Annotated in this window: 10 protein-coding genes; all 10 read left to right on the forward strand. The window is 46.7% G+C overall.

All coding sequences use genetic code 11. From position 1 onward, the window contains the following. Positions 1-200 precede the first annotated feature (200 nt). Complete coding sequence (locus G7035_RS12420; protein WP_016820327.1) at positions 201-449, forward strand: hypothetical protein; 249 nt, start codon at positions 201-203, stop codon at positions 447-449. A gap of 352 nt (positions 450-801) precedes the next feature. After that, the gene (cyoA, locus tag G7035_RS12425; protein WP_019688627.1) at positions 802-1761 is read left to right on the forward strand and encodes a ubiquinol oxidase subunit II; all 960 of its coding nucleotides are present in this window, start codon (positions 802-804) and stop codon (positions 1759-1761) included. Positions 1762-1787: 26 nt separating this feature from the next. Continuing rightward, positions 1788-3764 (forward strand): cbb3-type cytochrome c oxidase subunit I, encoded by a 1977-nt coding sequence (locus G7035_RS12430; RefSeq protein ID WP_013373105.1) that lies wholly within the window; start codon positions 1788-1790, stop codon positions 3762-3764. Beyond that, entirely contained in the window at positions 3764-4372 is a 609-nt protein-coding gene (gene cyoC / locus G7035_RS12435; protein ID WP_016820325.1) for a cytochrome o ubiquinol oxidase subunit III, read from the forward strand. The genes G7035_RS12430 and cyoC overlap by 1 nt, the downstream gene beginning before the upstream one ends. Beyond that, positions 4373-4708, forward strand: a complete 336-nt coding sequence (cyoD, locus tag G7035_RS12440; protein WP_016820324.1) for a cytochrome o ubiquinol oxidase subunit IV — start codon at positions 4373-4375, stop codon at positions 4706-4708. It abuts the gene before it with no gap. Positions 4709-4875: 167 nt separating this feature from the next. After that, complete coding sequence (locus G7035_RS12445; protein WP_172494055.1) at positions 4876-6000, forward strand: NADH:flavin oxidoreductase; 1125 nt, start codon at positions 4876-4878, stop codon at positions 5998-6000. Between the two features lie 102 nt (positions 6001-6102). Next, a complete protein-coding gene (locus G7035_RS12450) occupies positions 6103-6471 on the forward strand; it encodes an ArsR/SmtB family transcription factor (RefSeq protein ID WP_007432172.1) in 369 nt (122 codons plus the stop codon). 186 nt (positions 6472-6657) lie between these two features. Then, the gene (locus G7035_RS12455; RefSeq protein WP_019688625.1) at positions 6658-9087 is read left to right on the forward strand and encodes a heavy metal translocating P-type ATPase; all 2430 of its coding nucleotides are present in this window, start codon (positions 6658-6660) and stop codon (positions 9085-9087) included. A gap of 302 nt (positions 9088-9389) precedes the next feature. After that, complete coding sequence (locus G7035_RS12460; protein ID WP_019688624.1) at positions 9390-10838, forward strand: hypothetical protein; 1449 nt, start codon at positions 9390-9392, stop codon at positions 10836-10838. A gap of 434 nt (positions 10839-11272) precedes the next feature. Continuing rightward, positions 11273-13255, forward strand: a complete 1983-nt coding sequence (locus G7035_RS12465; RefSeq protein ID WP_049789366.1) for a heavy metal translocating P-type ATPase — start codon at positions 11273-11275, stop codon at positions 13253-13255. Positions 13256-13368 lie beyond the last annotated feature (113 nt).

The raw sequence follows: 13368 nt of genomic DNA on the forward strand, positions 1-13368 counted from the left end.
TATAAAGCAAATTTAGGTCTGCCTCCGCTCCCGTTTGTTTAAATAGGAGGTCCTCTGGGGTAATAATAGCCAAGATGAATTACAGATGGTTCTAGTATATAGAGACCGGCAGGAATAAAAAAATAAAAAATGTGCATACTGAAAAAAATACTTGGCGAGGGCACTTTTTAAACCATTTTAAACTAGAGGGAGTGGAGGGTATGGCTTCGAATTTTAGAAAATCAGGATCAAGGGATAACCAAATGAGCCGTACGGTATCTGTTATTTCTTTGATCGCTTGCATTGTAGGTATTATTCTTATTTTGCTTGATATAGGAAATTTAACCGATCGTAATATCTATCTAATGACAGGCATTGGCGCCTTTGCTGCCGGAATTTTCATTTTTCTAATCGGGAAATCATTTGTCATTGCCCGCAAGAAGGAAGACCAAGAGAACGGACATCGTTAATACAATTGAAAAGATGATGTAAAATTGATAACGAAAACAACAGCGCGGGGCTTCGAGCAGTGTAGGATGATAACTGTAAGGAGTCCCGATTTTTGCTTTAGTATAGCTTTTTTAAGATACTTCAAGATGCATAATTAACGTTTTTATATGTCATTTTTGAATTAAAAAGAAATTTTGAATTTGCAAGAGAAATTTTATTTTTAGAGAGGTTTTTCACAAAAATCGGACAAATAATCGACAATTCTGTTAACAATAAAAAAAGTGGCCGCTTTTCTGCTATCTTATATAAGGGCAACATTACAGGAGTTCGTTAGTTTTGAGTAATTTACTATTTTAAGGAGAGGGGAACAACATGAACAAAAAACCAAAAGCGATTATTGCGTTGGTTTTGACCGTGCTCACGGTAGCATTGCTCATCTGGACGTGTTTTTATGCTGGCGGAAAATACGTTGTTTTCGATCCGAAAGGACCAATTGGGCAAGCACAAAAAGAGCTGATCATTCTTACAACTGCATTGTCTGCGCTTATAATTGTACCGGTTATGATTTTGACCTTCTTCATCGTTTGGCGGTATCGCGATACCCCAACAAACAAGGTGAAGTACCAACCTCACTGGGATGACAGCAAAAAGCTGGAGACCACATGGTGGGCTATTCCGATTATCGTTATCCTTATTATTGCGGTCATCACTGCGAGATATACCTACTTGCTGGAGCCTTCCAAGCCGATTGCAAGTACGCAAAAGCCAGTAACGATTCAAGTAACCTCATTGGACTGGAAATGGCTCTTTATGTACCCAGAGGAAGGTATAGCTACAGTTAACCAAGTTCACATTCCTAAAGGTGTTCCAGTCCGTTTTGAACTGACTGCTGACGCTCCGATGAACTCGTTCTGGATTCCGCAATTGGGCGGTCAAATCTACACCATGTCAGGCATGGCCATGAAACTGCATTTGCAGGCCGATCACGAAGGAACTTACTTTGGCTCGGGTGCAAACTTTAGCGGTGAGCATTTTGGACAAATGCGTTTTGATGTAGAAGTCCAGTCGGATGAAGAGTATAAAAACTGGGTCGCTGACATCAAGAAGCAGTCTAAGCCGCTGACGAAAGACGGCTATTTGGCGCTTGCAAAACCAGGTTTGTCCCAGCCTGATGAGTATTCTTCGATTCCAGACGGATTGTTCAAAGAGATTGTCAACAAGTATGTAGTGGAAGGCTCTTCTAACCCCCATGCTGGACATGGTGAAGCTACATCCACAGAAGAGCATGCCGAAATGGATATGAGTCATATGAATATGAGCGGACACAATTAAAATGATTATAGGGAAGGAGGCCCCCAATGCTTGACAAAATAAAAGAGTTTGCATCCACTTTCTTCGTTACTGGAGACCCGATGATCTATGGAGCGGACGTTTCCATCGCACTAGCAACGATCGGGATCGTGTTTGTGCTCACTTATTTCAAAAAATGGGGCTGGCTTTGGAAAAACTGGTTGACTACGGTTGACCATAAAAAAGTCGGTATTATGTATATTCTTGCGGCCATCTTGATGTTATTCCGCGGAGGCGTGGATGCATTATTGATGCGTATTCAACTTGCTACACCTGATGTGACACTCTTACATCCTGAGCATTACAACCAGATTTTTACAACTCACGGCACAATCATGATCTTGTTTATGGCGATGCCGTTGATGTTTGGTTTGTTTAACATCGCCGTACCCCTTCAAATTGGTGCGCGCGACGTTGCGTTTCCTTTCCTGAACGCATTGAGCTTCTGGCTTTTCTTTATGGGTGCGATGTTGTTCAACTTGTCCTTCGTTATTGGCGGTTCGCCAGATGCAGGCTGGTTGAGTTATCCACCGCTCTCAGAACTGCAATTTAGTCCTGGCGTCGGTCAGAACTTCTATATCTGGGGTATTCAGATTTCCGGTATAGGTTCATTGGCTACAGGGATCAACTTTATTGTTACCATCATTAAAATGCGCGCACCTGGTATGACTTGGATGAAAATGCCTGTCTTTACGTGGTCCGTATTTTCATCATGTGTTATTATCATTTTCGCGTTCCCGATTCTGACGGTTACTTTAGCTTTGCTATTCCTTGACCGCTTTGGAGGAGGACACTTCTTTACCCTTGATTTCGGCGGTAACCCGATGATGTATATCAACTTGATCTGGATGTGGGGTCACCCTGAGGTATACATTGTAGTATTGCCAGCCTTCGGTATTTATTCCGAGGTTATCAGCGTATTCTCTAAAAAGAAATTGTTTGGTTACAAATCCATGGTTTACGCCATGTTCATTATTGCGATCCTGTCCTTCTTCACGTGGGCGCATCACTTCTTCACAATGGGATCAGGCGCAGATGTTAATGCATTCTTTGCGATTTCGACGATGGTTATCGCAATACCGACAGGGGTTAAAGTATTTAACTGGCTGTTCACGATGTACCGGGGGAAACTCGAATTTAAAACTCCGATGATGTGGTCTATTGCATTTATTCCGAACTTCCTGATTGCAGGTTTGACGGGCGTCATGTTATCTGTAGCGCCTGCGGACTTCCAGTTCCATAACAGTTACTTCCTGATCGCTCACTTTCACTCCGCTCTGATTGGTGGGGTAGTGTTCGGTTACCTGGCAGGTCTGTACTACTGGTGGCCCAAAATGTTCGGTTTCACATTGCCTGAAACGCCTGGTAAATGGGCTTTCTGGTTCTGGAATATCGGGTTCTATGTATGTTTCATTCCGCAATATTCCCTCGGTCTGATGGGTATGACACGTCGTCTGAGCACTTACGGCTGGGATACTGGCTGGCAGCCGCTTAACATGGTGTCAACCGTTGGGGCATTCCTGATGGGGATTGGTTTCTTGTTCCAGGTTCTTCAAATTCTTCTGGGTATCAAAAATTACCGCAAGCTGAAGGATACAACTGGCGACCCTTGGGGTGGTCACACGTTGGAATGGTCAATTCCTTCACCTGCACCGGAATACAATTTTGCTACCATTCCGCAAGTAGAAGAACGCGATGACTGGTGGGCAGAAAAAGATAAACGTGCAAAAGGTATCTTCAGAAAGCAACCGCCAATTGAAGCGATTCATATGCCGAAAAACTCGGCGATTCCATTCATTATGTCGGTATTCTTTTTCATTGCAGGTTTCGGTTTCGTATTTGGATGGTCGTTCTTCTATATTCCAGGGCTGATCGGCGTAGCAATTTGTATGATTTGCCGTTCGTTCTTCTCTTATGATGGCGACTACTATATCCCTGCGGATGAAGTAAAACGCACGGAAGCGGCAATAAGGGGGTCTGTATAATGGCACAAGCAGCAGCACATCACAGCCATGATCATGACCACGGGCATCACGATCCGCAAGAATTGAAGATGCTTGGTTTTTGGATCTTCCTCGTAACGGACGTAATCCTGTTCAGTACCTTGTTCGCAACCTTCGTCGTCCTTCGGAACAACACAGCCGGAGGACCAGGTGGCGCAGAGCTGTTTAACATGACGGGCGTTATTATTGAAACGTTCCTCTTGCTCACAAGCAGCTTCACAAGTGGTCTGGCTGTGTTGGCTATGAACAAAGGAAGCATGAAGGGATTAATCAACTGGTTAATCGTGACGGCAATCCTGGGTCTTGGTTTTATCGGTTTTGAAGTTTACGAGTTTGTTGAAATCGTACATGAAGGTGCTAATTTTGGAACCAGTGCGTTCTTGTCGGCATTCTTCACCTTGGTCGGAACACACGGACTTCACGTTTCGTTAGGTTTGGTTTGGATGATTGGACTTATGTTCCAGTTGAAAAAACGCGGACTTACTCCAGAGACGAAGGGCAAAGTTTCGGCATTGAGCTTGTACTGGCACTTTTTGGACGCTGTCTGGATCTTCTTGCTGACAGTTGTCTATTTGATGGGGGTGATGTAGATGGCACAGCATCAATCAGGAGCAGGTTCGCATGGTCATGATGATTCTCACGGTTCAGTGAAATCCTATGTTATCGGATTTATTCTGTCCATCGTACTGACCATCATTCCTCTCGGCGTGGTTATGAATCATATGTTGAGCCGCACTTCGACGATGGTTGTTATTTTGGCCGCGGCAGTGCTGCAATTTCTGGTTCAGCTATTCTTCTTCATGCACATTCGTGAAAGCAATGGACCACGTTGGAATGTGATGACTTTAATCTTTGGTATAGTGATCCTGTTGACCGTCGTTGGCGGTTCTGTATGGATTATGGAATACAACATGGTAGCACACTAATAAATAACACAAAGAGGAAGCGGCTCTATGCCGCTTCCTCTTTTTTTGTAAAGGGCCTGCTGAAATTAAACTGTGGCTTCTTGAACTCAAGTTTGCATGTGTGTAAAATGGAATTGTATAACAGAAGAGTGAAAAAGATAATACTAATGGAGAGTGAGGAAAACGTCATGAACACCGAAATATTGTTTAAACCTTTTAAGATAGGTAACTTATCGCTTCCCAATCGGATCGTTATGGCTCCCATGACACGAAATTTTTCTCCCCAAGGTGTTCCAGGACCTGAGGTTGCTGCGTATTATCGTCGTCGTGCGGAAAATGCTGTTGGATTGATTATTACGGAGGGAACGGCTATCAATCATCCCGCAGCTGTGGAGCACACAGGCATCCCTAACTTTTATGGTGAAGGGTTAAAGGGGTGGGCCAAGGTAGTAGAGGAGGTCCATGCGGCAGGTGGCAAAATTATACCGCAGCTTTGGCATGTGGGTACGGCCCGAAAAATAGGTGCGGATAACCAACCGAATCCCGAGGCATTGCCTGTCGGTCCTTCGGGTATTTCTCCCGCCGGTGAAAAGGTAGTTGAGCCATTGACGGAGGCGGAAATTGCGGATATCATCGCAGCCTTTGCTCAGGCCGCTGCCGATGCCAAGCAGGTGGGGTTTGACGGCATTGAACTTCATGGAGCGCATGGCTATTTAATAGATCAATTTTTTTGGGATAAAACCAATAAGCGTACCGATCAATATGGAGGCGATTTGGTTCAGCGGACCCGGTTTGCGGTCGAGGTTATTGAGGCTTGTCGCCGTGCAGTGGGTCCGGATTTTCCAATTGTACTGCGATTCTCCCAGTGGAAGATGTACCATTATGGAGAAAAGCTGGCACAGACACCACAGGAACTTGAACAGTTTCTTGCTCCATTAGTGAAGGCCGGAGTGGATATATTCCATTGTTCAAGTCGCCGTTTCTGGGAACCGGAATTTGAAGGCTCAGATCTAAATCTGGCAGCTTGGACGAAAAAGATAACAGGCAAGCCAGTGATTACGGTGGGATCGGTTGGTTTGGAGAAGGCCTTTCTGAGTGATCTGGAAAAAAATAATAGTCTTCAGACTGATCAATCCAGTAGTGTAGAGGCTCGATTAGAACAACTCATGGGGCTAGTAGAACGAGAGGAATTTGATTTGGTTGCAGTTGGACGTGCATTGCTGGTTGATCCGGCATTTGCAGTAAAATTGCGTGATCAACAGATAAAAGAAATAATTCCATACAATGACGAATTATTAAAAACGTTGAATTAAGCAAATTTTGGTTACAGGGCAAGCTGTAATATAAGCTATTCGTAAATTCTACGAATTTGCTATAATAGAAGCATCAAGTCGAAATACACGGGGTGAAAAAGGATGAATTCTGAAACGGAAGCTTTGGATTGCGAGCCGGCTTGTCACGGTTCAGATCAGGAAATTGAGCGCATAAAATCTTCCCTTGTTGAGGATTCCATCGCATACAAAATGTCGGAGCTGTTTAAGGCGCTGGGTGACCCGACACGGATTAAGCTGATTTATGCCCTGGCCCAAAAGGAACTGTGTGTTCATGATTTAACACAGGTGTTGAACATGGGCCAATCTGCGGTATCCCACCAGCTTCGTTATTTGCGCAACCTGCGTATTGTCAAACGACGCAAGGAAGGCAAGACAGTGTTTTATTCACTGGATGATAATCATGTGGAGCAGATTTTTTTGCAAACCCATCAGCACATATCACATCAATGATTTTTGACAAACCAACAGCAGGGCGCCAAGCAATTGGCGCTCTTTTGGTGCTTGTCCATTGAAGTCGATTTTTTTTGTTAATAAGGGCTATGATCATTGACTTTTACCCCTAAACCTGAATATAATGACCTTAACAAATAATATATGAACAGTTGCTCATATATAGCTAATTGGAGGCCAATTATTATGGATGCTCTAAAAAGAAATGAACGACATGAATGGATTTTGGAAGGTTTGGATTGCGCCAACTGTGCTCTTAAGATTGAAAATGGAGTCAGTAAAATAGAAGGGGTTCTGGATTGCTCGGTCAATTTTGTAACAAAAACGTTGACGATGACCACAACTTCGGATCAAAAAGAAGAGGTTTTTCGCCAAACGGAACGGAAGGTTCATAGACTTGAGCCTCATGTTCGGATGGTTGCCAAAAGTGCCGGTGGACGCCTGCGCGAAGACAGCCGAAGCAGCGTTGGTGCCGCACAGGCAAGCTGCACAGAGGATTGCGCATGCGGTCATGAGCATGATGGTGAAGGACATAATCACAATGATGGACAGCATGGTGCTCACAGTCATGGTGGCCACAGCCATGAAGCACATGGCGCGCACGATGGGCACGACCACGGTAATCATACACACGTACATCACAATCACCATGCAGTGCACGATCATGGTGAAGCTACCCATGCTCACTCACATTCGCACTCGCATGATGATGATAGCCATGCCGGGCATACGCATGATCATGGTACGGACGGTATGCGCCGTATGATTGCGCGTCTGTCCATAGGAGCGGTTATTGCAGCTGTTGCCTGGTGGTTACCTGTTGAAGGTATGGGCAAGCTGGCTCTATTTTTAGTGGCATATATCATCGTTGGCGGTGATGTTGTCTTGCAGGCTGCACGTAGCTTGGTGCGTGGAATGGCCTTTGACGAGTATTTCCTGATGACGCTGGCTACGGTGGGTGCATTTGCTATTGGGGAATACCCCGAAGGCGTAGCTGTCATGTTCTTTTATCAAATCGGAGAGCTATTCCAAGGCATTGCGGTTAACCGTTCACGCAAGTCCATCAGCGATCTGATGGATATTAGACCAGACTATGCCAACCTGAAGACCGCTGAGTCCGTACGGAGGGTGTCTCCAGAAGAGGTCCGTATTGGAGATTTGATCGTAATCAAGCCGGGTGAGAAGATCCCGCTGGATGGTAAGGTTGTAGAAGGTAAATCGCATGTTGATACCTCGGCGTTGACCGGTGAATCTGTGCCTCGTACCGTTGAGCCGGGAAGCAGTGTGATGAGTGGATTTGTGAACACGAATGGACTTCTGACGGTAGAGGTCAGCAAGGAATTTAGTGAATCTGCGGTCTCCAAAATTTTGGAACTGGTGCAAAATGCGAGTGCCAAAAAAGCGCCGACTGAAAAGTTTATCACGAAATTTTCCAGATATTATACTCCTGTAGTGGTTATTGTAGCGTTGTTGTTGGCAGTTGTTCCTCCGCTTGTTGTGCCGGGTGCACAGTTTGCAGATTGGTTATATCGTGCGCTTGTTTTCCTCGTTATTTCTTGTCCGTGTGCGCTGGTGGTGTCTATTCCACTGGGCTTCTTTGGCGGAATCGGGGCAGCCTCCCGTTCAGGTGTGCTGATCAAGGGCGGTAATTATCTTGAAGCCCTGAATCATGTGAAATATGCTGTTTTTGATAAAACAGGTACGCTCACCAAAGGTGTTTTCCACGTGACAGGGATTTATCCTGCCGAAGCTTTTACGAAGGAAAGTCTGCTGGAGACTGCTGCATTGGCCGAGATGCACTCCACGCATCCTATCGCAGCTTCCTTGCGTGAAGCTTATGGCAATGAACTTCTAACGGAGCGAGTGCAGCAATATAGCGAAATATCCGGCCACGGGATTCAGGCCCAGATCGATGGGCACAAGGTATTGGCCGGAAACGCTAAGCTGATGGAGCGGGAGCGTATTGCTTTTAATGTGGCGCAGCAAGCAGGGCCAATGGATGAAGGAACGGTCGTACATGTGGCTGTAGACGGAACGTATGCTGGCTGCATTCTGATATCGGATGAGGTTAAGGAGGATGCGGCCAAAACGATTGCTTCGCTGAAAAAGCTGGGGGTGGTCAAAACCATCATGCTAACAGGTGACAATCGGACAGTTGCCGAGGCTGTAGGACGTCAGTTAGGTCTGGATGAAGTACGGGCAGAACTGTTGCCTCAGCATAAAGCCGAAGCCATTGAGCAGTTGTCTGCAAGTAAAAAACCGAGCGATAAAATCTTGTTTGTAGGCGATGGAATTAATGATACACCTGTACTTGCCTTGGCAGATGTTGGTGTAGCAATGGGCGGTTTGGGTTCGGACGCTGCGATTGAAGCAGCAGATATCGTAATCATGAACGACGAGCCTTCAAGGCTGGTGACGGCGATTCATATTGCCCAACGCACACGCCGTATCGTATGGCAAAACATTATATTTGCGCTAGGTGTCAAAGCAGTATTTCTCACATTGGGCGCATTTGGTATTGCTACTATGTGGGAGGCTGTATTCTCCGACGTAGGTGTAACACTGCTAGCCGTATTAAATGTGATGCGTGTGCTGAAGGTTGGTACTGACGAATAAAAAGGGAACCCCCGTTAACATTGGATGTAGACATCCTATGAAAACAGGGGGTGTTTTTATAGCAGCCTTTTTTGTGTAGACATGTGCTTTCAGCAGTATAGAGACCTATTTTTCTCATATGTAGTAGTTGTGCAGAGATGTATAAATGTGGGGAGGGTCTAATACGTTTAAGGTAGGGACTTTATAAGTAAGACCCATGTAACATTCGGTTAGTCAGTAATTAGTAAGCGTTTTCTTTATTGGAGGGGTACTCGAATTCGTGTGTGCCAACTTGCTGACGAAAGAAAGGATGGATTACTAGCATGGAGGCTAAACTGATGCATGTATTCGCAGAGCTGTTGGGTGGCATAAACAGCCGGAATTGCAACGTTTCAGAGCCAGGTATGGAGTCTGCTGCACGAAGATTGGCTATGGAGACGCTAAGAGCAGGAAGCCATCAAGTATCTGCTGCACAGGAGGAAGATCCATTGGGCTGGCTGGTTAGTTTAGCCGAGCAGGGTGCAATCAGTCGAGCGGAGGCACTGCTGGCTGCAAACCCGGAATTACTTGGAGAGCCGATGCTGAGTAACGGCAATGATACAGAGCAAGCCATGGACACACTACTAAAATGGAGCGATGAATACAGCGACACCTCCATACGGCTTTATGCGGATGCTCCTGCAAGTATGAGTCGTAAAAGTACAGAGGAAGCATCAGGAATAGGTAGTCTTGACGGTTATAGTCTGCTGCATGGTCCATTGTCACTGGCATCCGGCCGCGTGAGGGAATTATGCTATGCCTATTTGGAAGCGGCAGAGTCTGGACAAAAGATTCATGCCCCTGACGGGGAGCCCGATCCCATCCTTGTCCCTGGTTCCCGTGCATCCGATACGTACACATCATTTAATAAAGCATCTGGTTTGCCTGGATTGTGTGAACACCTGTCCCGACGAATCATTGGCCTGCTGGAAACAGAGTACGAGGGCTTGTTTGAGTTGCTGGACGGATTGCCGCTGACTATAGCTTTGACTCAGCAAAATAATACAGTGGGCATCGGAAGTCTGCAGGATATGCAGCTGGAGGCATTACTGCGTGCAGCGTTGCGGAGTATGCGACAGGGGGGAGAACCACGGCTGGAGATAATGGTGCGCAATCCGGCTGACGTAAACCAGTTCCAGACCATCCGGGACTGGATTGACGGCGTTGCCGAGCAAACGTTGTGTGGGCGTCTGCGATGCGTTCCATATCGGGTAGGTGTACTTTTGACGATTGATGCAAGTTTGGTGCCTAATGCAGGCCATACATGGAGTGAGCAATCCGCACAGTCGGAGAAGTCGGCCAACGCTGATAGCATGTTCGAAGTGAGCGCACGACAGACCAAGCAGGCGGCTCAAGCCGCAGATTTGGCACGATTTGCCGATACGGTCATTTTAGAAGTCATACCAGTTCCATCTGATGACAACAGAGCTGGGGGTTCGCTGATTCCATCCGTTGTTGACGGTCATGAGAATGCGAATGATACGATAAAACGCATAATGGAAGCTGTTCGGCGTGTAAAGCCCGAGCTTCCTATATGGGTGGCGATAGATGAAATTCACCAGTCCCTGGATGGGAATTGGATTTGGGAGAACGAACTGACGGGGGTCATTTGCTCGGATTCAACAGTTCCTGCTGTGCGCCTTGCGGCTGCGCGTTGGAGACTGCAACAGCAACCCAATCGTCAACACACTTCAGAAATTGCACACACCCATGCGTGGAAGTTTCCACTATAGTCTGAAGATAACCTGAATTCATGTGATAGAGGATTTTGCAAGAATCCAGTAAGCGACTTTCAATGAACAATATATAGATCGAAATGGTCTAGTTCGTCTAAATATTGCACTTTGGAGCGACTGGAATCGAATTTTGCAAATCCTGAATAGAACGCTTTGAAATATAGAGGATACCTGCGTTGTTTGCGCGGGTATCTTTTTTATTTAGGCTATTAGCAGTTTACAAGTGAAAAAGAAAGGGTATATAATAAAACAAAAGTTTATCTAAAGCAAAATAATTGTATAGATGCAAAAATGATTATCATTCTCATTGCCAAACATGCTGCTTCGGGCTTCCCGAAGCAGCATGTGCTATTTTGGGGCACTTAACAATGGATATCATTCTCAATGAGATGCAAGTACAAGGAACCAAAAATGGAAAGGAACGTGACAAGATGCAAGCAGTTCAACGATTACAAGATACGTTGTCTCCCTCTAACCGAACACTTTCAAAAAACAGTGGCAGCGGACGACCCGGTCCCAATCGCAAACCGCAATTTCAGCTCAAAAGCATGCTGAAAAATAAGGAGATGCAGGCTGCTCTAGGCAGTGGAATGCTAATGCTGATGGCATGGGGAGTCTCACATTGGTGGCAATGGCTATCCATCATTCTCTATGTAGTGTCTTATGCCCTTGGAGGCTGGTCCAAAGCCAGAGAAGGGATTGAAACCCTGATCCGAGAACATGATCTGGATGTTAATTTACTTATGATCGCTGCGTCTTTAGGAGCTGCGGCCATTGGCTACTGGAATGAAGGAGCCATGCTGATCTTTATTTTTGCACTCAGCGGTGCGCTGGAGAGCTATACTACGGAGCGTAGTAGTAAGGACATTTCCGAGCTCATGGCGTTGAAACCGGAAACGGCTTTGCGCTTGTCTCACGACGGAACAGAAACGGTTGGCATTGAGCAGCTGTTACCAGGCGACCTGCTGCTGGTTAAGCCCGGCGAACTAATTCCGGCGGACGGTCGAATCTCCAAGGGTGTGTCGGCGGTGAATCAGGCATCCATTACCGGGGAATCTGTTCCGGTAAACAAGGTAGCAGGTGACGAAGTATATGCAGGCACCATCAATGGAGAAGGCGTGCTATATGTAGAGGTCAGCCAGTCCTCGGAAGATACTTTATTTTCAAAAATTATTCGTATGGTAGAAGAGGCCCGTACCGAAGTTCCCGATTCGCAGCGGTTTATTAAAACATTTGAATCGGTATACGCCCGAATTGTTGTTGCTGTCACGCTGATCGTCATTGTGGGTGCACCCCTAGCATTAGGCTGGACGTGGGCAGCGGCTTTTTACAAGGCGATGGTGTTCCTTGTCGTAGCCTCACCTTGTGCGCTCGTGTCATCCATTATGCCGGTGATGCTATCGGCCATTTCCAATCGTGCCCGGCGGGGCATCCTGTTCAAAGGTGGCGCGCATGTGGAAAATATGGCATTAACTTCCGTTGTTGCTTTTGACAAAACGGGCACGTTAACGAAGGGCTCACCTGTGGTCACGGATTGGATTATCGCCCCAGATTACGATGCTGATGAGCTATTGCACATTGTCGCAACAATCGAGAGCTATTCCTTACATCCGCTGGCGCGAGCGATTGTAGCCAAAGCCGAAGCTGAATTGGGACAGAGAGAGCTGCTCACAGCCGAGCAAGTGCAGGCCCTTACCGGATGGGGAATGGAAGGCATCATAGGCGGGGTAAAATGGAAAATCGGTCGCACGAACGTGCTGGATGAACCTGGTCTTCTGGCTGAGCCAGAGTGGGTGGAGAGTCGAGCACGACTGGAAGCCGAGGGCAAAACCGTATCCATCATTCTCGCGAATGATCGGATTGCCGGGATGCTGGCGCTACGTGATGAGCTGCGTCCGAAGGCACGAGAGTCCGTGAAACGCCTGCAAGCACAGGGGATTCGGGTCGTCATGTTGACCGGAGACCGCCCGGAAACGGCAGCCGTGATCGCAGCACAGGCTGGAGTCGACGCCGTATATGCTAGCTTAATGCCGGAGGGCAAAGTCAGTCATATTCGCATGTTGCGGGAGCAATACGGGCATGTCGTCATGGTCGGCGACGGTGTGAACGATGCTCCGGCTTTGACCGCAGCAACCGTAGGGCTAGGCATGGGGATGCATGGCAGCGGAGCAGCCCTGGAGGTCGCAGACGTGGTACTAATGAACGACGGAATTGAGGAGATTGCTCCGACGATATCACTGGCGCGCAAGGCGCAGCGAGTGGTCAAACAAAATATGATCTTCGCGGTAAGTGTCATTGTGTTGCTGGTGATCAGTAATTTTGTGCAAAATATAGCCCTGCCATTCGGGGTCATTGGGCATGAAGGTAGTACACTGCTTGTCATTTTGAACGGCCTGCGCTTATTGCGGTCATAAGACCATAAACTAATTCACAAATCACAAGGTTACAAACAGTCAGGAGCATTCAACCCTCTTACATCCAAGGGGGATGAATGCTCCTTCTTTCTTTGGTAGTGTTAGTCTATTTT

It is taken from the genome of Paenibacillus polymyxa, from assembly GCF_015710975.1.
GTDB lineage: Bacteria > Bacillota > Bacilli > Paenibacillales > Paenibacillaceae > Paenibacillus > Paenibacillus polymyxa.

Bases quoted from the DNA above. Each gene is read 5' to 3' on its own strand.
- G7035_RS12465 (WP_049789366.1), top strand. From the start codon at position 11,273: ATGCAAGCAGTTCAACGATTACAAGATACGTTGTCTCCCTCTAACCGA.
- G7035_RS12420 (WP_016820327.1), top strand. From the start codon at position 201: ATGGCTTCGAATTTTAGAAAATCAGGATCAAGGGATAACCAAATGAGC.
- cyoD (WP_016820324.1), top strand. From the start codon at position 4,373: ATGGCACAGCATCAATCAGGAGCAGGTTCGCATGGTCATGATGATTCT.
- G7035_RS12450 (WP_007432172.1), top strand. From the start codon at position 6,103: ATGAATTCTGAAACGGAAGCTTTGGATTGCGAGCCGGCTTGTCACGGT.
- G7035_RS12455 (WP_019688625.1), top strand. From the start codon at position 6,658: ATGGATGCTCTAAAAAGAAATGAACGACATGAATGGATTTTGGAAGGT.
- G7035_RS12445 (WP_172494055.1), top strand. From the start codon at position 4,876: ATGAACACCGAAATATTGTTTAAACCTTTTAAGATAGGTAACTTATCG.
- cyoC (WP_016820325.1), top strand. From the start codon at position 3,764: ATGGCACAAGCAGCAGCACATCACAGCCATGATCATGACCACGGGCAT.
- G7035_RS12430 (WP_013373105.1), top strand. From the start codon at position 1,788: ATGCTTGACAAAATAAAAGAGTTTGCATCCACTTTCTTCGTTACTGGA.
- G7035_RS12460 (WP_019688624.1), top strand. From the start codon at position 9,390: ATGGAGGCTAAACTGATGCATGTATTCGCAGAGCTGTTGGGTGGCATA.
- cyoA (WP_019688627.1), top strand. From the start codon at position 802: ATGAACAAAAAACCAAAAGCGATTATTGCGTTGGTTTTGACCGTGCTC.